Consider the following 17,575-nt stretch of genomic DNA (forward strand, 5'->3'; position numbering starts at 1 on the left):
ACCAGCAGCAAGATTGGCCCGGCCATCATCAACAACTCGGCCACCAAGATTATCCTGCGCCACGTCAACCCCGACTCGCTGGCCCAGCTGCAAGCCCCGCTCGGCCTCACCGGCCACGAGATGGATTTGATTAAGTCGGTGCGCTCCACGGACGCGCTGCGCGAAATCTTCATCAAGCAGGGCGCCAAGGGCAAGATATTCGGGGTGGAAGCCTCGCCCCAGCTCGATGCCATTCTCACCTCCAAGCCCGTGGAGCGCAACTACCTCAACAAGCTGGTGAAGTTCTACCAGCAAACCAACCGCAAGCCGGTGCTCGACAAGAGCGGCCGGCTGCAGCTGGACGCCGAGGGCAACCCGCAGTACGAGCCCGTCAAGGTGCAGCGCCTGGACTACGCGGTGGACCAGTTTGTGGAAGATAAACAGGCCCGTACGGGCGTGCTGGCCAAATGAGCGGCCTCTACCTGATGGTCGCCTACGGGGCCGACCCGACGTTTCTGAGCGCCTGTGACCAGACCCTGCAAATCGTGCTGCGCGCCTGCCGCTTCATCACGCCCACCTTCATGCTCATCGCCCTGCTCTACACGGTCGGGCGGGGCTTCCTCTCGGGCCACGGGCTCTCCATGGACTGGGGTCCCATCCTCAAGGCCGTGTGGATATTTTTCCTGCTCTTTTTCTACCAGGAGCTGATTGACACGCTCAGTTCGGGCGTCGCCAATTTCACCCGGCTCTTTGCTACCCCGGACGGCTCGACGGCTGCCTCGGCGCTGGGCGCCACCATCAGCAGCGCCGACACCCTCTCGCAGAAAACGGTGGTCGAGCAAGGGGTGGACGAAATCAGCAACCTGCTCAAAACCATCACCTCGTTCAGCTTAACCAACATTCTGCTGCAGCTGGTGACCGGAGAGGTGGTGCTGTTGATTCGGCAAATCATGCAGTTCATCCAGCAGTTCATCCTCGGGTTCCTGTTTGTCTGCGGCCCCATTTCCATTTGCCTGTCGGTCATTCCTTCGTTCGGCCAGCTGGCGATGAAGTGGCTGCAAAACTTCCTGGCCGTGCAGTTCTGGGGGCTGTCGTTTGCCCTGCTGGACCTGCTCTACACCTACTACACGTCCTCCAATACCACGTTCGGCGGGGTGTTCGCGGGGCCGGCAGCCGTCGAGCAAGACACCAAGCAACTGGTGGTGTCGGTCGCCTTCATCATGCTGTACCTCATGGTGCCCTACCTGACCAGCCTCATCATCGGCTCCTCGGCCGCACAAAGCTTCGTGGGCTCGGTGGTGGGCATGGCCGCTTCGGCGGCCGCGGCGGGCGCCGGCGTCTCGGCCGGCATGAACGGCGGCGGCCACGGCGTATCCGGCGCCATCGGCCGGGCCATGGGCGGCGGCAGCAAAGCGGCGGGCGGCGGGGGAGGTGATGGGGGTGGCAGCTCTGGCGGCGGAACACCGGCTCCAAGTGGCGGCAGCTCGGCTTCAGCGGGCCTGCCCACCATCACCATGTCGGACGCGCTGAACCCTTCCTACCGGCAACGCCCCTCCGGGCTGTGGACGGTTTAACCAATCCTTCTTTTCCGATGAACCATTCAACCCGTTACCTGGCCCTGCTCGCCCTGGGCCTGGCCAGCGCCTGCCAATCCCAGGAGGAAAAGGCGGCCGCGCAACTTGTCGACGCGCTGCAAACCAGCGCCAGCAGCCCCGCTGAGCAAGCCAAAGCGGACGCCTGGAAAGCCGCCACTACCCTGCCTCCGGCCCTGCCGGCGTCGGCAGTGAACGTGGAGCCCGGGGTAGCCCAGATGCTGCCCGAAGAAGGCTATCTGGAGCTGGTTTCGGTCACCAGCCAGGTCCCGATTGCGGCCATCCTCGCCCTGCCCGCCGGCTTGCGCAGCGCCCAGCGGGGCTACCCCAAAGTAGGGCCGGGCTACCGCATCCCCTTTGCGGCCGTGCTGCGCTGGAAGCCCATGGGCTTTGGCAAGAGCAAGCCCGGCATCGGCAAGCTGCAACTGCCTTCTGCCCGGGATTCGCTGCGCGGCTTTTTTATCAGCGACATCGACCGGGGCGGCCAAGTGGTGCCGATGCGGCCCGCGCAGCGCGTCACGGTTCAGGGGGTGCTCTATGCCTATGCCAGCCCGGATGGCGGTAAAGACGCCGGCCTACTAACCTACCCCTACCGCGGGCTACAAATCTCCCTGCCCCTGGCCAAATAAGGGGCCGTGGGGATGAAAATCCCGGCTTCCTACATCCCCTCTTGATGACTTAACCCGCATTTGCAATGGATTCTGCCAAAAACCTAAGTACCTCTTTTTCCACCATGCGCAACCTCGCCATGGGGAGCGTGCTGGCCCTGCTGCTCGTGGCCCTCGCCGCCGGCTTTCTGGTGTACCGCGCCTACGAGAACAGCGGCCGCCGCGTGTACGTGGTCGGCCAGACCGGCTCGGTGGCCGCGCTGTCGGCGCCCACCACCGAAACGCACACTGCCTACGAGGCCCGCAACCTGGTGCGCAACTTCATGCTGACCATGTTCGGGCACGACCAGTACACCTACAAAACCAACCTGGATGCCGCCCTGCCGCTCATCGAAGGCCGCGGGGGCCGGCGCATCTACGACGGGTTCACCCGCGGGCAGGTGCTGCAGAACTACGAGCGCTACGCCGCCCGCAACGTGGTGACGGTGGACAGCGTGAGCGTGGACATGAACCACCGGCCCTGGTCGGGACGGGTGTACATCAAGCAGCGTATTTTCATCGGGGGCGAGCAGAAAGAGCCCCTGCCGCTGGCCGCCAAGTTCAACCTAGCCGAAACCAACCGCTCGGACGCCAACCCCTACGGCCTGCTGATTACCAACTTCGATTACATCCCCTACAACCCGCAGGTGTCGCGCGAGGAGCTGCAAGCCCTGAAAGAGCAGGAAGCCGACCGGCAGCGGGCCCTGCAGGAAGCCCAGCGCAGCGCGGGGGCAATGGCTCCCGACGCCGGCCTCGCTCCGGTCTCGCCTGTGGCCCCTGGTCAGGCCTCCCCGGTATCGCCCGGCAAATAAGTCTCTCCCTTCCTAAAGCGTATTCCCATGTTGTCTAAACTTCTGCTGGCCCTGGGCCTGCCGGTGCTGCTGGCTTCGGCCAGCTCAGCCCAAACCACTTCTGCTACGTCGGCCCTGCTGCGGCCGGCCTCCTCTGCGGCACACGGCGCTCCAACCTTGCTGGACGTGGCTGTGTCGGACAGTTCCACCACCTACCTCGTGTTCAGCGGCCCCGTGTCGCTGGTCGACGTGGGCATGGCAGGTAACTACCTGGTCAAGATTGAAGCCAACGCCGTGTTTGTGCGCGCCCGCCGCAAGTCAGCGCCGCCCACCCCCATGCTCATCCGCTTCGGCAGCAAGTACTGGATGGGGCGGCTGGTGTACGTGAACCGGCCCGTTCTGCAGCTCTACGACTTCCAAAAAGACGGGGCCTTGGGCCTGGGCAGCGGCGCAGGCTCCGTGGCGGGCTCGGCGCCGGAGAATGAGTTGGCCTTAGACAAGGAGCGGGAAAAGAAAGCCGCGGTGGAAGGCAAGCTCTCCGCGCTGCGCAAGTCCAAGGAGGAGCACCAGGCGGTGGCCGTGGTCGACAACGACCTGGTGCTCTCGTTGGCCAACGTGCGCAACGACCGGGACTTTACCTATCTGCGCTTCAAAGTCATCAACCACTCGGCCATCGACTACAACGTCGATTTCACCGACTTCCAGCTGGTGGAAAACGCCCAGAAGAAGTTTCTGGCCAAGAAAAAGAACGAAGCGCGCCGCCCACTGGCCCCTTCCGGCGGCGGGACCAATCAGGTCGTGTCGGGCCGCACCACCGGCTACCTGACCTACGCCATTCCGCTCTACGCGGCGACCGACCGGGGTTACCTGGAAGTGACGCTGCGGGAGCTAAACGGGGCCCGGGTGCTGGTGCTGCCCGTGCCGTCGCGGGTCATCAATCGGGCTTCCACCATCTAACCCAGCCCCACTTATGGAACCTGCAAACCCACATACTCAATCTCATTCCATGGCCTCAGCTGAGCACGACGACCAGGAACGCCTGGGAGCGGACCGGCCTACTGTTGACAGGTCGAAAGCAGCTCCGCTGGAGCTGCTGCGCAACAACTGGATACCCCTGGCCGGCCTGCTGGTTTTGCTGGTCGCCGGGGGCCTGTTCCTCTGGCTGCGCTCGGCCGCGCAGGCCGCCCAGCAACAGAAGGAAGTCGTGGCGGCGGCTTCGGAAAACATTGAGCCCGAAATCAAGGCGGCCCCCACCGAGCCGGCCGCCCCTGTTTCCCCCTCGGCGCAAATCGAGCAGCAGCGGCGGCTGGAGCAGGAGGCCCAGAGCACGCCGGTTCGCCCCAACACCGACGAAGTAGTAGAAGCGTTTGTAGCTGACACTCTGGGCCAGGCCCTGCGCCGCAAACGGCGGGCCGCGGCGGCTACCCTCACCGCCCGACGCCGGCAGGAGGAGGCCCGCTTAGCCGCGGCCGACGTGGACACGATTGAAACGACCCTGCAAGACCCCACGACGGGTTCGTACCACGCGCAAACGCTGGTGGTCCCTCGGCGTCGACCCGGCCAAGCGGTAGGCGCTTCGGCCCGCCGGGCGAGCTACCGGGCTGGGCGGGGCCTGCGGGCCGGGCTGCTGCCCGCGACCGATATTGACGGCACCCCGTTTGAAACGGACCCGGACGTGCTGGCCATGCTGGGTTCCTCGCCACCCGAAACCCGCGCCGCCTACGAGCGCATGACCGGCAAACGGTTTCGCGACCCCAAAGCGGCTGCGCAGACTCTGGCCAACCGCGCCAACGCTGCCGGCCGGGATGGCTTCAACACCGTCAAGGTGGGCAACTCGGCCCGGATGATGGCCCAGGGCAGCCAGGCCGAGCTCACGCCGGACGTGTTCTTCAAGTGCGTCATCAACGGAGAGCAGAAGGTGCGCACCGGCTCGGTGGTCCTGCTGCGCCTGCAGGAAGACGCCGTGGTGTCGGGCGTGACCTTCCATAAGAATTCTGTTTTTGCCGGCATTGCCAGCGTGGGCACCAACAACGTGATGCTGGAAGTCAACCGCCTCGGTCCCACCCGGGTCGCGGCCAGCATATACGACTACAACTACCTACCGGGCATCATGATAGACCCGGTCAAGCGGGTCGCCAAGGATGCCAGCCTCGCCGGCCAGGACCTGCAGCAGCAGTCTATGCAGGAAGTAAGCACCGCCATCGACCGCTCGGCCTCGGCCGCCAACTCGGTGGTGGGCGTGGGCGGGCGCGTGGCCATGAACGTGCTCAGCCGCCCGAAAACCCGCAACAAGCTGCGGGAGGTGCTGCTGCCCGACGGCTACCCCATCCTAATTACCACGGCCGCCGCCGGCCAGCTGGGGCCGGCTACGGCGTCGGGACGCTAACCCTTTCCATTCACTCATTCTACAACCATGAAAAAGACTCTTTTTCCGGCCCTCGTGGCTGTCGCGTTGCTACTTGCCCCGGCTGGCCAAGCCCGGGCGCAGATGGTCGTTAACGACCCCGTGCACATGGGCGTGCACATTGGGGACTTCGCCAAGCGCCTCGCGCAGTGGACTGAAACAGTCAAAAACTACCAGGTCGTCAAGGATGCCCGCCAGATTGCCGGCGTCACCAAGGACATTACCAGTGAGGTCCGCAGCCTGACGCAGGAAGCCCTGGACTTGCAGAAGCAGGTGCAGGCGGACTTGCGCAAGGTGCAAAGCATCCAGGATTTGCGCCTCTCCAACCCGCAGGAGCTGTTTGCGCGGGCCCTGGCCATGTCGGGCCGGAGCCAAACCAACCAGATGATGCCGGTTTATGCCAAAGCCCAGCGCCTGCGGCAGGCCCTGCAGCTGACCAACCCCGCGCAGGACGTGAACACCATGTACGACGTGTTTTCGCGCTTCGGGGCTAGCTCAACCGACCCCAACGGCAACCTGACCAGCGACCAGTACCAGGCCAAGCGCGAGGAGTCGACGGTTTCCCTGTTTGCAGCCGAGGAGATGATGGCCAAGCGCAAGCTGGCCATGGCCGTGAACTACTACAAGATTGCCGACGAGATGACCGCGCAGAGCGTGGAGATGCAGGCCACCCTGAAAAACCCGGGCCGCTACGCCATGACGGAAGGGGAGCGGATGGCCGCGCTCAACTCTTCGAATGACAACATGATTAAAGCCATGCAGCTGCGCGAGCAGGGGGACCGATTGTTCATGGAAGCCTCGCAGGCGGGGCCGGCCCACCAGGCTGCCGAAGCCGTGTACGCCTCGACCCTCAGCCGGAATGCGCTCATTAAAATGGACCGTAACCGGCCGCGCTAGCCCTATGAAAACGCTTCTTTTGGTGGTGCTTCTACTGGCAGGGGCTGGCATATTGCCGGCCTCCGGTCAGCGCCACGTTAAACACATTGCAAGCTGGGGTGCCCACGTCGGCCGCTCGGAAACGGGCGACTACTACGAGCTGAGCTACACGCCCATGCTCACCAACCGCCTGGCCCTGCGCCTGAGTGGAGGCTACGAACACGGCACGCTGCCGGCGCGCGGGGAATACTCGGTTTACCAGGGCCGCGTGCTGCTCTCCCCCCAGCTGTTCCGCCTCGGGGAAGTAGCTTACTTCCACCTGCTGCTGGGCGCGGGCGCCGGCTACGAGTGGACCAACCAAAACGGCAGTGGGGAGCTGGCTACCGGGTCGGGTGAGCCCCAGCGCGTCACCTACGGCCCGCAAGCCGGCCTCGAAGCCGATGTCTTCCTGGGCAATCGCCTGTCCCTGGTAGCCACCAGCACCAAAGGCTACCTCTTCAATAACCCGCTCATTGACCGCTGGCCAGGTATGGCCAGCGGCGGCCTGCGCTATCACTTCCGCTAACTTTCCTTTCTGACCTATGAAACGACTTGCCTATCTGCTGCTGAGCTGCGCAGCCCTGAGTGCGGCCTCCGGCTGCTCAAAAGATGACGCTACTCCCTCCGGGCCAAAAGAATACCAGGTAGAGTACAAGGTCACCTCGAACGCCCCGGTATCGGACTACCTGAGCTACACCAATGAAAGCGGCGGCAACACGACGCTTAACAACACGCCCCTGCCGGCCAGCTACCGGTTTAAGCGCACCATGAAACGGGGCGACAACCTGACCATCCTGGCCAGTATCGACGGGGGCACGGCGGCATCCGAAATCACCTGCGCCATTTTGCTGGATGGCAAAGAGGTGAAAAAGGAAACGGGGCGGGGCGTCGACGCGCAGGCCGTTCCCGTGTATGTCATTGGGCAGTAGGGGAGGTCATTTTCCGCTACTCGCTTCCTTGAAAAATCCCGCTTCTTTGGCACTATGTGCGCGAGGCAAGGGGCATGCAGCAGCCTCAAAGAATTCCCATTGAGCCCTTCGGCGTCCCAGCGGTATCGATACTGCTAGGATGCCGAAGGGCTCAGTTGATTAAGGCCTTTGAAGAGCTGCAGGCGGTGCGTTTTGGCAATATCCTGTTGCTGTTTCTTCGGCACGCCAGCTTCGGCCGCAAACCTGGGCCAACCAGCTACTGCGTCGACTACCTGCTGAATTATCTCCCGGGCCTTTTTCACCTGCACGCTCTTGGCCAGGTGCAGAAAATCTTCTTCCGTAAAATCGTCGACCTTGTCCGCCAGCCTCATCTGGTGCTGGCTGGACCATTGCCCCGTTGGGTTGTAGGAATGCGTCACGTCGTAGGCTGGGGACAAGCTCCACTTGCCCGCCGGGTTCATCAGGAAGGAGATGTTCTTGGTGTGGTCGTCCTGGTTGCGCGCCACCACGTTGAACACCAAGCGCCGGTAGAGTTCCTCTATGGCCGGGTGCGGCAACTGAAGCTTCCGCAAGACCTGAAAAGCCTGCTCGTAAGTGTACTCCCCGGCCCGGTTGTAGTCGAAGTGCGCCAGCCCGCAGAGCGTTTGCATGTGCAGCCGCTGGTTGCCGCCTGCCCGGTCGAATCGCCGCGTCATGAAGTGCGCCCGGCCATTCTCTTCTTCCAGTCGGCAGTCGGTCATCTCTATCCCCGCCTGCCGGGCCATCAGGTGGTAGGCGTACTCGATGCGGCCATACCCGGCCGGGTCGCCCAGGCTGGCATTGGTCACCCCATCGAGCTTGAGCAGCCAGTGTTCAAAGCCTTCGGGGGCATCGACCTGCCCGGAGCGTACTTCCTTGGTGACGGAATTATAGGCAATAACAGCCTTGGCCCGGGCGCCGCCGGCGGAAGTGCCCACGCTGATGATTTCGGCCAGCCCCTCGGCGGCGTTGGCAGCCAGCGACGTGTGCAGGCCCTCCCGGTTGGTGAGCACCTGCCGGGCAAATTTCACCAGCTCGCCCACTTCCAGCGAGGCGCCCTTTTCCAGCGCGGGCTGCGAGGCCGGTTCGTACACCAGCGCGCCCATGCCCCGGTGGCCGAGGTAGCACAGGTGCTCCACCGGGGTAAAGGAAGCCGCGTCCCGTCCCTTGGAGGCCAGCCAGGCGTCGATAAGCTGGCGCCCGTACCGGTCGGGCAGGCTGTCGGCCAGCAGCCCGGGCAGCCCCTGGAAAGTGTCGCGGTTGAGGACGGGAAATTGAAAAGGCGGCGGCCGGCGCCCCTTGGGCAGCGGCATGGTAACCGGTGCCAGCTCCAGGCCGCTCCGGATAAAAGCAGGCTCGTATTCAAACACGCCCAGGCGGCGTTTTTCGTCCCACAGTACGGCCCCAACAGATTGGCCCCAGATAGATACCGTGGCCGTTATCAGCGCACTCATACTCCCGTGGTTGAAGAGTTGTCGTCGCGGCGGCTGGCCCGCTGCCGCTGCTGGCGTGCCAGGCGCACGGCCTGCAAGGGGCTGATGGTGGCCGACTCTTCCAGCACTTCCAGCACATCGAGCCGCCCCAACGCGCGCAGCAGCTGCACCAGTGTCAACGTGGAAGCGGGCCGGCCGTTTTCGACCTGGCTGATGGTCAGCCGGCTCAGGCCCGTTTGCACCGCCAACTCCTGCTGGGTGATGTCCTGATTCAGCCGAATAAGCTGCAGGTTGCGGCCGATTTCTTGTACTGCGGCCACGTCTGACAAAGCGTACCAGTCCATAATGATGCGTTTAAGCAGCATTAACTACCATTTCACGCGTTAATGCTACGTGAAGATAGCAATAATGGGGCAAAATACAAGCAGGTGAGTACGCTAGTAATGATACGTTCAGCTTGCATTACTGACATTTTTGGCATCTAATGATACGCGAAGAATGCATTAATCCAACAACCAGAAAAGGGCGATGGTTGTGCTCCGCCGATAAGACTGGTCGCGGAGCTATCTACTCCCACTGCCACTTCTTTGAGGAAATTGGCACAAATGATGATTAATAACCGATTAACCGGCATCATACCGGCCGTACTCTCCCCATGGGCTAATGCTCGCCCTGCCGGCTCCTAGAATCCACCCCACCTTTACTTCATGAAAATCTCGCACTTTCTGCTGGCAGCTACGTTGCTCGCCGCCCCGCTTTCTCTTTCGGCTCAGCACAGCCACAAGCCCGGCGCGGCCGCCCACGGCCATAAGGCCGCCGGCGAGACTCACGCCCACAAGTCTCCCCACGGCGGCACCGTGCGCACAGCTGGTAAGTACCACATCGAGCTGGTGCAGCACGCCAACGAGGTGCACGTGTACCTGCTCGACAGCAAGGAGAATTCACTGGACGTTAACCGCACCACCGGCTCCGTCATGCTGCTCAGCACGACGGGTAAAACCAGCACGGTAAAGCTCACGCCCGCCGGCGACCATTTAGTGGCCGCCCTGCCCGCCGGCTCGATGCTGCGCACGGCCATCGTGAGCGTGAAAGCCAACGGCAGCTCGCTCAGCGCCCGGTTTGAAAAGCTAGACGCAGCCGCCAAAGCCGGCAAGATGATAGGCACGGCTTACGAGTGCCCCATGAAGTGCGAAGGCAGCGCAAGCGACAAGCCCGGCAGCTGCCCCAAGTGCGGCATGGCTCTCGTGAAAAAAGCCTAAAAGCTGCTTAACTGCTGCAAGCCAACGTCCTGCCGCTTGTTTTAGCCAGCGCGGCCCCATAACTCGTTTGGGGCAGCGCTGGCTATTTACATTCGGTGGCCCGGCATGTCCATGCCGGGCATGGCTTCCATCGGCTCGCCGGGGCGCATGGACAAATCGCCGTAGCGCGCCGCCAGCCAGTAGCCGACCGCCAGCATCACCAGCGTTATCAAGGTGACCACCGCTTTGCGCAAGCCCGATACGTGGACTCCACCTTCCATGCTCATAGGCATCGCGGCCATGGCGTGCCCGGCGTGCGCAGTGGCGGGGGACGCAGTGTGTGGCATGCTGGCCATGGAGTGACCAGCGTGCGCCGAAGCGCTGACTTCTTCCCGTGCTGCGCCGCCTTTGCCTAATGCGCGCTCGGTGCCCATGCCGTGCTTGAGCTGATTCTTAACCAGCCAATAATTAACGGGGTAGGAGACCAGCACGCCCACGAGCGTCGCCGCCGACATGGCCGCCCAGAACCAGGGCGAAGTGGCTTCCATGGCTCGCATGTCGCGGGTCATCAGCACGACCATGGTGGGCAGCATGCCGGCCATCATGGCGTTCATCGACATCCACTCCGGCAGAAAGGATTGGCGCAGGGCCTCCCAGTAGCTCAGGCCCATCATGTCCTTCATGAACAGGGCCTGGAAGATGAACAGGCCGAAGCCAAAACCGGCGGCGTACTCTATCCAGATGTCCACGCCCATGCTCAGCCCAAAGTAGCCGGTAATGGCGGCGGCCACGATGATACCCGTCGCATCACCCGCCGCGCAGTGAATCGTCGAGCCCACGGCCTGCTTCCACAGCGGCGCTATAAAGGCCTCGTGGGTACCCGGCGAAGGTTCGCGGCAGGAAAACCAGTAGATGAGCAGGCCCACCGGGCCGGTGTAAAGCGTGACCAGCACCCAGCCCCACTTCATGACCTTCATCTCCGGGGTGCGGGTGAACAAGTCCCAGGCCACGTAGAGCACCGAGAACAGCGTCAGGCCAAACCAGAGCCAGAGCGCCCAATCCGGGGCCCAGGGGGTAGCATGCATTTCCATAGGGGCGGGGGTTGAAGTAAAAAAGCAGCGAACCGGAAGGTCCGCTGCTTAGGGATACGAGCGAGGGAAGCGCTAGTATTTTTTGTTGGCTAGCAGAAAGTCCTGCAGCATCTTGATTTCCATCTTCTGGTCGGTGATGATTTGCTGGGCCAGCACCCTGGTGGCGTTGTCGCGGCCGAACTTGAGCAGAGCGTCCGAATTCTCAATGGCAGCTTGGTGGTGGTCAATCATCAGCTGAGCAAAGTCGAAGTCCGGGTCGCCGGTGAGGGGGCGCAAATCCACAGCCTTCATCATCTGCATCATGTTCATCATCTGCAGGGCGTTGAACTCGGGCACAGCCGGGGCGTGCGCCGGGTGGCCGGCCAGGAAGGCGTTGAACTGGGCGATTTCGGCCTGCTGCTTGTCGATAATCGACTGAGCCATGGCCTTCATCTCGGCGCTTTTGCCGCTTTTAATCTCCTCCTGGCTGTTTTTGATGGCTATCTGGTGGTGCATAATCATCATGGTGGAGTAGTCGTTGTCCGGGTCCTGCGTTTTGGGCATGGACTCCATCATGGCCATCCCCTCGTGCATGTTGCGCATAAACACGCTCTCATCGTGGCCGATAAGCTCCAGGCCGTTATCGTCGTCCTTGTCGCAGCTGGTGAAAGAAAGGGTGGCCCCGAGCAGGCACAGTGCGAGCAGGGGCATTCGAAATATCTTGTTCATGGGTAGCGGTTGTTGGTGAAAAGCAGCTACCCTTAAAAACGGCAAAGCATAAGCGTAGATTTACGACAATCCTGCCCCGGCTTGCATAATTTGGCGGCTCACGCGGGCCAGAACCCACTTAACTCACGCGGCCGTGGCCAGCAGGGCTTGCCACCGCGGGCCTGTGTTGCGGCGCGTGGCGTATTGCAACAATTGCTCGGTGTGCAGGTGGTAGCGAATGCCTAGCACGGCAACGGCCCGGGCCAGCGCTTCATCCGAAGGCACCAAGCCGGGCGTTTCGGCGACGTCTACGAGCATTTTTTCCAGGCGCGCCGTCGTCACGCCGCCCACCCGGCGCACGAGTGAGGCCCGTTGCACGGGCCGCAGCAGCACAAATTCCCGGCCATCGGAATCTACTGGGCTACTTTCATCGGTTAGCTGAAATTCGGCGGAATCACGGATAAGCCGCGTGGCCCACTGCACCTCGGCCCAGTTGACCTCCACTACTAGACGCGCCGGAATCTCAGGCATCGCCGGCCGCAGCCACTGCGTGGACCAGAGACTGCCGAGCGGCAGGACTAACCGCTCTTGCAGCAGTTGCCACAACGCAACATGTTGCGGCGCCACCTCGGGCTTGAAAGCGGCCGGGGCCTGGGCACCGCCAAACGCCACCAAGCCGGGTGCTACCGGGTGCAGCAACTGGCTGCGAACCAGCCCCTGACGGATAGTAGGCCACACCTCGGGCGTTAGTGCGGGCAGGGCCCGGTCAAAGAAGGCCTGCAGCTCGGCTTCCGCAACCTGTGCACGGCCCAGGAAATGGCCCCGCAGCTGCGGCCAGGCCCGAAGCAACTGTTCGTATTGGGGAAGGGATTGTTTGGTTTGCATGGCGTTTAAGGCTAAACCGTCACTACCATTTGACCGCCACCGTCAGAAAATAGCTACGGCCATCCGAAGGCAGGATACCTGGGCCAGGGTAGCCCGTGGCGCGGCGCGTAAAGTAGCGGGTATCGGTCAGGTTATTTACGCTGCCTTCCAGCTTCAGCCAGCGCCGCTCCCACGATACGGAAGCGTCGAGTAGTTGGTAGGCCGGTACCAAGCCAACGACTGCCAAGCTGGGGTCCGGGCGGGCATCGTTCGGACTATTGGGGGCGTTGGTGGCTTCCGAAAACTGGTCGGAGAGGTAGGTAAACTGCACCGAAGCCTTCACGGGGCCAAAGCCGCCCTGCATGCCGGCCTTTAAGTTGACGTTGGGAACAAACTCTACTTGCTTGCCCACTACCTCCCGGTTCTGACTTTGGGTGTAGCGGCTGCGAATCACTGACACGTTGCCGAAGGTGGACCAGCGCCAGCGGCCGGGCTCGGCGCTCGGACGCAGCACCCGCAGCATGTCGGCTTCGGCGTAGGACTCGACCCCTAGAATCAGAGCCCGGCCGATGTTGTCGCGGTAGCGATAGGGGCGGTCAAAACGGTCGGAGGTGCCCACCTCACCGATGCGGTTGTTATAAAAAAGCGCAAACAAGCTCAAGTCGTAGGTCAGCCACTGGCCTTGTTCGCCGCGCAGTCCCAGGTCGGCGGAATAGCCCTGCTCATCCTCCAAGTCCGGGTTGATGACCAGCGCGCTGTTGACAATCTGCATATCGCCAAAGGTGATGGAGCGGTAGTTCTGCGACACGTTGGCGTAGAACTCACGCTGCTCCACCGGCTTGTAGGAGGCCCCCAGCCCGCCAATGACAAAGGAGCGGGGGCTGATACGCTGCTCGTCGGTGGTTCGAACATCCGTGATGTTGCCGGCCAAATCCCGTGACACCGTCTGGTAGGAGCCGTCGGCGCGGGTGCGGATGTACTCCACACGCGCGCCGGGCGTGAGCGAGAAATGCTCACCGAAGTAGAAGATGTTCTCCGCAAAGACGGCCGCGTTGTAATTCGGGAAGCGGTAATCCGACGAGGCCGATGGAGCGTTGAGGCCCGCCGCCGGCTCCTCAAATCGGAATTCCGCCCGGCGGCCGGCCGGGCCGGCGCCCTGGATGCTGTGGTTGTAGCCCCGATAAAGGCGCGTGCCCACCAGCAAGACCCCACTTTTGGTTTCGCCTAGGTCGTAGCGAGTCAGGTAGCGGGCTTCGGCGCCCACGTTGCGGAAGTCGCCAGTGATGAGCTCGCGCTGCTGGGTGTCGGCGTCAGGCCGCTCGACGAAGTTGGTGCGAAAGCCCAGGGCATTGCGCGAAGCCAGCAGCCCGAACGTCGTCACATTCAGGTTGGACCGGGGGCTCAGCTTCCAGTCGGCCGAGAGGTTAAACAGGTTCCAATCCACTTCAAACCAGTTGCGGGCCCGGTTACTCTGCCGGGGGTCGTCGGCAAACTGCCGGTCGCTGAGCCCGCCCGGCTGCTGGGCCAGGTAGTCCATGTGGGTGACCTGGGCACCGACCTTGAAGTTCTCCGTGAACTGGTAGCGTACATCGGCGTAGGCGGTTTTGCTGTCGAAATTCGAGTTGGGCCGCCACCCGTCGCCGCGCTTGTACTGGGCAAAGGCATAGTAGCTCAACTTCTTAACCGTGCCGCTGACGCTGTTAAAGGAGTTGAAAAAGCCGAACGAGCCCGCCGTTTGCCGCGACACCACCGATACGGTCTTGTCGGGCTCGGGTGCGCGCAGCTCGAAGTTGAGCAGGCCGCCGAACTGGGTGCCGTACTGCAGCGAGGCGGCCCCACGCACGAGCTGGATGCGCTTGACGGCCTCCACGGGCGGGGTGTAGTAGCTTTCGGGGTAGCCCAGCGCGTCGGCTGAGATGTCGTAGCCGTTCTGCCGCACGTTGAAGTTGCTGGTGCGGTTGGGGTCGAGGCCGCGCCCCCCGATGCTAAGCTGCAGGCCACCCTGGTCGCTTTCCCAGATGTTGAGCCCCGCCACCCTCGAATACACCTGCCGGGCGTTATTAGTGGCCAGGTTGGCCACCAGGTTGTCGGGCACGATGACCTCGGTTTTCTTGGCCGCGAAGATGGCTGTGCCCTCCACCTCGCGCAGGCGCTGCTGCCCGAAGCGCGACTGGGGTGCGGCCACCACTACTTCCTGGAGCTGCCGCTCGCGGCGAATCAGCGTGAATTCCTGTACGCTGCCGTCCGCAGGCACTTCTACCACGGCTTTGAAGGGCTCGTGGCCGATGGAGGAGAATTGCAGCTGCTGCCGGCCGGGGGCCAGCTTCGCCAGCGTAAACAGGCCGACCGAGTCGGTGCGGGCAATCTGGCGGGAGCCGCGCACGTACACCTCGCAGCCCACCACGGGGCGGTCCGTGCCCGCTTCACGCACCCGGCCCTGCAGGCTCACCTGCTGGGCAACGGCCGTAAAGCCGGAAAGCACACCTACGGCCACCACGGCGCTATAAACCGGTAATCTCATCGTCGAAAGGTAAAATCCAGGGCTTGGGCCGCAGGTCGTCTGCGACGCGGGCCAAATCCACGGTGGGGTCGATAAAGCTTTTGCCCAGCCGCCCGTTCAGGCTCACGTAGGCATCGGCGTATACTTTGGGGTTCTGCACTCCCTGGCCGGCGTAGTAGTCGCGCAGGTAGTGGGCAAACTGCACCAGCATGTCGGGCTGGGTGCTCATCATCTTTTCCTGCAGCACGCTCAGGTGGGCGCGGTTGTCCACCTGCCGGATGCGGCCCGTCACGCCATCCACGACCTTGAACTGCACGTAGCCCATTTTCTCCATCAGCATTACCCGCCAGGAAAACCGGTACCCTTCTTCGGTCCAGAACAGCTCGTGGGGGTAGAGCAGGTAGCGAAAGGGCAAGACCAGTTGCACCACGAAGAACACGCCCAGGGTCAGCAGCAGCAGCTGCCGGCGGGCCGGGCCGTAGCGCAGCGGCGTGGGGGGCAAGGGGGCTGTGGGGGAGAAGCGCAACAGCCCGCGCATGCGCTGCAGCACCCGCTCGTGCCAGTCGGCCGGAAAGAAAACCAGGGCGGCCACCATCATCACGTAGGGAAACATGCCGATGGGAAATAGCACGGCCGTCAGCACGTGAAACACGACCACGGTGGCGTAGGCCCAGGGCCGGGTGCGCCGGTTGAGCAGGAAGAACGGCACCGTCAAATCGTAGAACGCGCCAAACCAGCTAAAGGCGTAGGCCACCCACACCTGCCCCAGCAGCGGGCCAATCAGGGGCAAGTCGTTTTTGGCCGGCAGCCAGATGCGCAGCGGCATGGCTTCCAGGAGCCAGTCGGAGTTGAGCTTGGCCAAACCCGCGTACACGTAGACGATGCCCATGAGCAGGCGCAGCGCGTCCACCGTCCAGCGCGGCACCTCGCTGCGCCAACGGGCTGGATTCAGGTGGGTGTCGAGGGCGAAGTAGCGCCCGGCCGGCAACAAGGCCAGCAGCAGCGCCGCCAAACTCACGAAGTAGTAGTGGTTCAGGTAGGTGCTTTTGTCCATGAGCTCGATGTAGGTGAAGCTCAGAAACACCCCCAGCGCGGCCGTGCGGTACCAGTAGCCCACGGCCATGAGCAGGGCGCACAGCCCGCAGAAGGCAAACAGCCCGTAGGTGTAGACGCCCAACGGGCGCACCCACTCAAAGCCGTAGTAGGGGAAAAAGAACTTGGGCTGCAGGTATAGCTCGGCTATCCAGCCCTTGGCCCAAAAACGCACCACGCTGGCCAGTACCAGCAGGCCAAAGGCCATCCGGAACGTAGCCAGCGGGGCGGCTGGGGTGTAGGCGTGGAGGTAGCGTTGCAGCCGGCTGGTCTGCATTAGTCGCCGTCGTTGTCCACGTAGGTTACCGTGACGCTCAGGGCCGAGGTCATGTCCACCTTGAGCAGGCGCACCGCTTTTTGCATCTCGTTGTAAGAGGCCACGGCGTCGGCGTTGCGGGCCGTGATGGTGGCGTGCAAGTCAGGGCCCAGCGCGGCCAACTGCTGCGCCGAGATGCCGAACTGGGTGTTGATGATGCTGGTCAAACTCTGGCCCGTGCGGCTGTCCTTGGCGCCAACCGCATCCAAATAGCTTTTCAGCGAGGGCTGGCCTGTACGGCCGTTAAAGAACTGCTGCACCGCGGCGTGGGCCGTGGTGGCTAGCTGCAGGGGCAGGGCGCCGCGCTGGTAGTAGGCTTCGATTTTGGCGGGCAGCGGCGCCCCGGTCATGGCGCCGGCCGGAATACCTATTTTGCCCGCGCGCAGGTAGCGCTCAAAGTACAGGGAGTAGGCGTTGATGACCCGCGACAGGGACGAGCTGGCGTCAGTGCCGGTGTTGTTGATGAAGGTATCCCGGTAGGAGCCGTTCCACTGCGCGTACACCGTGCCGAAGGTTTGCTCCATCTTGGCCACCACGTCAGTCAGGTAGCGGCGGTGGCTGGCCGAGGAAGCGTACTGCTGCGCGATGGCCGCGTCGCCGGTGGCCACGCCGTTGAGCAGGTAATCCAGCGTGGGGAAGCCCTGCTGGGGAATGGCCGTCGACAACTCAAAGTCGTAGGTGCCCGTGCTGATGTTGCGGTTGATACCCGTCACGTCGGCCGGGTAGATGTTGAAGTGGTTGCGCAGGCTGACCTGCTCGGCGGGACCAAACTCGTAGAGTTCCACCTTCTGCCACTCCACGTACGCCGCCTGCCAGGCCTGGCGCACGTCGACCAGCGTTGCCGTGGTAGGCGCCGCCGTGAAGGCGGAGGTCTTGGCCTTCAGCGCCACCAGCTTCTCGTTGAAGCGCTGGTAGCCGGGCTTCACCAGGCTGTCAGCCCAGTGCGTGAGCAGGGCCTTGCGGTCCGGGCCCGTGCTGGGCTCGGGCGTAGCGCCGGGGTCTTTCTGGCAGCTAATGATACCAACGGCCAGCAACAGCAGCGTGAGGGCAAACAGCAGGGACTTTTTCATGGAAAGCTG

At 63.0% G+C, this 17,575-nt stretch carries 18 protein-coding genes; 10 read left to right on the forward strand and 8 right to left on the reverse strand.

Annotation, left to right across the window (positions count from 1 at the left end):
* The 9 genes from H8B14_RS18955 to H8B14_RS18995 form a co-directional block, all read left to right on the forward strand.
* Positions 1-450 (forward strand): TraG/VirB4 family ATPase (locus tag H8B14_RS18955; RefSeq protein ID WP_458363602.1); only part of this gene is annotated, 450 nt, incomplete at its 5' end.
* On the forward strand, positions 447-1,553 hold the full coding sequence (locus tag H8B14_RS18960) for a hypothetical protein (RefSeq protein ID WP_187317251.1): 1,107 nt from the start codon (positions 447-449) through the stop codon (positions 1,551-1,553). The genes H8B14_RS18955 and H8B14_RS18960, both read left to right, overlap by 4 nt.
* Before the next feature lie 17 nt (positions 1,554-1,570).
* Complete coding sequence (locus H8B14_RS18965; RefSeq protein WP_187317252.1) at positions 1,571-2,200, forward strand: hypothetical protein; 630 nt, start codon at positions 1,571-1,573, stop codon at positions 2,198-2,200.
* Positions 2,201-2,265: 65 nt separating this feature from the next.
* Complete coding sequence (locus tag H8B14_RS18970; RefSeq protein WP_187317253.1) at positions 2,266-3,030, forward strand: conjugal transfer protein TraK; 765 nt, start codon at positions 2,266-2,268, stop codon at positions 3,028-3,030.
* A gap of 27 nt (positions 3,031-3,057) precedes the next feature.
* Positions 3,058-3,966 carry a DUF4138 domain-containing protein gene (locus H8B14_RS18975; RefSeq protein ID WP_187317254.1) on the forward strand — a complete coding sequence of 303 codons (909 nt, stop codon included), beginning with the start codon at positions 3,058-3,060 and terminating at the stop codon, positions 3,964-3,966.
* A 49-nt stretch (positions 3,967-4,015) separates the two neighbouring features.
* The gene (traM, locus tag H8B14_RS18980; protein ID WP_187317255.1) at positions 4,016-5,395 is read left to right on the forward strand and encodes a conjugative transposon protein TraM; all 1,380 of its coding nucleotides are present in this window, start codon (positions 4,016-4,018) and stop codon (positions 5,393-5,395) included.
* A gap of 27 nt (positions 5,396-5,422) precedes the next feature.
* Positions 5,423-6,310: a hypothetical protein gene (locus H8B14_RS18985; RefSeq protein ID WP_187317256.1), complete on the forward strand. Its 888-nt coding sequence runs from the start codon at positions 5,423-5,425 to the stop codon at positions 6,308-6,310.
* A 4-nt stretch (positions 6,311-6,314) separates the two neighbouring features.
* Positions 6,315-6,854, forward strand: a complete 540-nt coding sequence (locus tag H8B14_RS18990; RefSeq protein WP_187317257.1) for a hypothetical protein — start codon at positions 6,315-6,317, stop codon at positions 6,852-6,854.
* A 16-nt stretch (positions 6,855-6,870) separates the two neighbouring features.
* Positions 6,871-7,257 carry a hypothetical protein gene (locus H8B14_RS18995; RefSeq protein WP_187317258.1) on the forward strand — a complete coding sequence of 129 codons (387 nt, stop codon included), beginning with the start codon at positions 6,871-6,873 and terminating at the stop codon, positions 7,255-7,257.
* A 134-nt stretch (positions 7,258-7,391) separates the two neighbouring features.
* Here the strand turns inward: H8B14_RS18995 and H8B14_RS19000 are convergent, their stop codons facing one another.
* Together H8B14_RS19000 and H8B14_RS19005 are read right to left on the reverse strand one after the other, a co-directional pair.
* Positions 7,392-8,729 carry a type II toxin-antitoxin system HipA family toxin gene (locus tag H8B14_RS19000; RefSeq protein WP_187317259.1) on the reverse strand — a complete coding sequence of 446 codons (1,338 nt, stop codon included), beginning with the start codon at positions 8,727-8,729 and terminating at the stop codon, positions 7,392-7,394.
* Complete coding sequence (locus H8B14_RS19005; RefSeq protein ID WP_187317260.1) at positions 8,726-9,073, reverse strand: helix-turn-helix domain-containing protein; 348 nt, start codon at positions 9,071-9,073, stop codon at positions 8,726-8,728. Before H8B14_RS19005 ends, H8B14_RS19000 begins: the two co-directional genes overlap by 4 nt.
* Before the next feature lie 342 nt (positions 9,074-9,415).
* Here H8B14_RS19005 and H8B14_RS21210 point away from each other — a divergent pair, with 342 nt between their 5' ends.
* A complete protein-coding gene (locus H8B14_RS21210; RefSeq protein ID WP_187317261.1) occupies positions 9,416-9,967 on the forward strand; it encodes a heavy metal-binding domain-containing protein in 552 nt (183 codons plus the stop codon).
* An 86-nt stretch (positions 9,968-10,053) separates the two neighbouring features.
* Here H8B14_RS21210 and H8B14_RS19015 read toward each other — a convergent pair whose 3' ends face one another.
* The 6 genes from H8B14_RS19015 to H8B14_RS19040 form a co-directional block, all read right to left on the reverse strand.
* Entirely contained in the window at positions 10,054-11,031 is a 978-nt protein-coding gene (locus tag H8B14_RS19015; protein WP_261990100.1) for a DUF4396 domain-containing protein, read from the reverse strand.
* A 78-nt stretch (positions 11,032-11,109) separates the two neighbouring features.
* Positions 11,110-11,745 (reverse strand): DUF305 domain-containing protein, encoded by a 636-nt coding sequence (locus tag H8B14_RS19020; RefSeq protein WP_261990101.1) that lies wholly within the window; start codon positions 11,743-11,745, stop codon positions 11,110-11,112.
* A gap of 123 nt (positions 11,746-11,868) precedes the next feature.
* Entirely contained in the window at positions 11,869-12,609 is a 741-nt protein-coding gene (locus H8B14_RS19025) for a DUF6577 family protein (protein WP_187317263.1), read from the reverse strand.
* Positions 12,610-12,631: 22 nt separating this feature from the next.
* Positions 12,632-15,109 (reverse strand): TonB-dependent receptor domain-containing protein, encoded by a 2,478-nt coding sequence (locus tag H8B14_RS19030; RefSeq protein WP_187317264.1) that lies wholly within the window; start codon positions 15,107-15,109, stop codon positions 12,632-12,634.
* The gene (locus H8B14_RS19035; RefSeq protein WP_187317265.1) at positions 15,090-16,457 is read right to left on the reverse strand and encodes an HTTM domain-containing protein; all 1,368 of its coding nucleotides are present in this window, start codon (positions 16,455-16,457) and stop codon (positions 15,090-15,092) included. The genes H8B14_RS19030 and H8B14_RS19035 overlap by 20 nt, the downstream gene beginning before the upstream one ends.
* Positions 16,457-17,566 carry an imelysin family protein gene (locus H8B14_RS19040; RefSeq protein WP_187317266.1) on the reverse strand — a complete coding sequence of 370 codons (1,110 nt, stop codon included), beginning with the start codon at positions 17,564-17,566 and terminating at the stop codon, positions 16,457-16,459. Before H8B14_RS19040 ends, H8B14_RS19035 begins: the two co-directional genes overlap by 1 nt.
* Positions 17,567-17,575: the final 9 nt, after the last annotated feature.

The organism is Hymenobacter puniceus (assembly GCF_014333525.1).
Taxonomy (GTDB): domain Bacteria; phylum Bacteroidota; class Bacteroidia; order Cytophagales; family Hymenobacteraceae; genus Hymenobacter.

What these genes read in the sequence shown, in the direction of transcription:
- H8B14_RS18965 (WP_187317252.1), top strand. Translation starts at nt 1,571, where the DNA reads ATGAACCATTCAACCCGTTACCTGGCCCTGCTCGCCCTGGGCCTGGCC.
- H8B14_RS19020 (WP_261990101.1), bottom strand. Translation starts at nt 11,745, where the DNA reads ATGAACAAGATATTTCGAATGCCCCTGCTCGCACTGTGCCTGCTCGGG.
- H8B14_RS19035 (WP_187317265.1), bottom strand. Translation starts at nt 16,457, where the DNA reads ATGCAGACCAGCCGGCTGCAACGCTACCTCCACGCCTACACCCCAGCC.
- H8B14_RS19000 (WP_187317259.1), bottom strand. Translation starts at nt 8,729, where the DNA reads ATGAGTGCGCTGATAACGGCCACGGTATCTATCTGGGGCCAATCTGTT.
- H8B14_RS19005 (WP_187317260.1), bottom strand. Translation starts at nt 9,073, where the DNA reads ATGCTGCTTAAACGCATCATTATGGACTGGTACGCTTTGTCAGACGTG.
- H8B14_RS19015 (WP_261990100.1), bottom strand. Translation starts at nt 11,031, where the DNA reads ATGCATGCTACCCCCTGGGCCCCGGATTGGGCGCTCTGGCTCTGGTTT.
- H8B14_RS18960 (WP_187317251.1), top strand. Translation starts at nt 447, where the DNA reads ATGAGCGGCCTCTACCTGATGGTCGCCTACGGGGCCGACCCGACGTTT.
- H8B14_RS19040 (WP_187317266.1), bottom strand. Translation starts at nt 17,566, where the DNA reads ATGAAAAAGTCCCTGCTGTTTGCCCTCACGCTGCTGTTGCTGGCCGTT.
- H8B14_RS18985 (WP_187317256.1), top strand. Translation starts at nt 5,423, where the DNA reads ATGAAAAAGACTCTTTTTCCGGCCCTCGTGGCTGTCGCGTTGCTACTT.
- H8B14_RS21210 (WP_187317261.1), top strand. Translation starts at nt 9,416, where the DNA reads ATGAAAATCTCGCACTTTCTGCTGGCAGCTACGTTGCTCGCCGCCCCG.
- H8B14_RS19030 (WP_187317264.1), bottom strand. Translation starts at nt 15,109, where the DNA reads ATGAGATTACCGGTTTATAGCGCCGTGGTGGCCGTAGGTGTGCTTTCC.
- traM (WP_187317255.1), top strand. Translation starts at nt 4,016, where the DNA reads ATGGCCTCAGCTGAGCACGACGACCAGGAACGCCTGGGAGCGGACCGG.
- H8B14_RS18995 (WP_187317258.1), top strand. Translation starts at nt 6,871, where the DNA reads ATGAAACGACTTGCCTATCTGCTGCTGAGCTGCGCAGCCCTGAGTGCG.
- H8B14_RS18970 (WP_187317253.1), top strand. Translation starts at nt 2,266, where the DNA reads ATGGATTCTGCCAAAAACCTAAGTACCTCTTTTTCCACCATGCGCAAC.
- H8B14_RS18990 (WP_187317257.1), top strand. Translation starts at nt 6,315, where the DNA reads ATGAAAACGCTTCTTTTGGTGGTGCTTCTACTGGCAGGGGCTGGCATA.
- H8B14_RS19025 (WP_187317263.1), bottom strand. Translation starts at nt 12,609, where the DNA reads ATGCAAACCAAACAATCCCTTCCCCAATACGAACAGTTGCTTCGGGCC.
- H8B14_RS18975 (WP_187317254.1), top strand. Translation starts at nt 3,058, where the DNA reads ATGTTGTCTAAACTTCTGCTGGCCCTGGGCCTGCCGGTGCTGCTGGCT.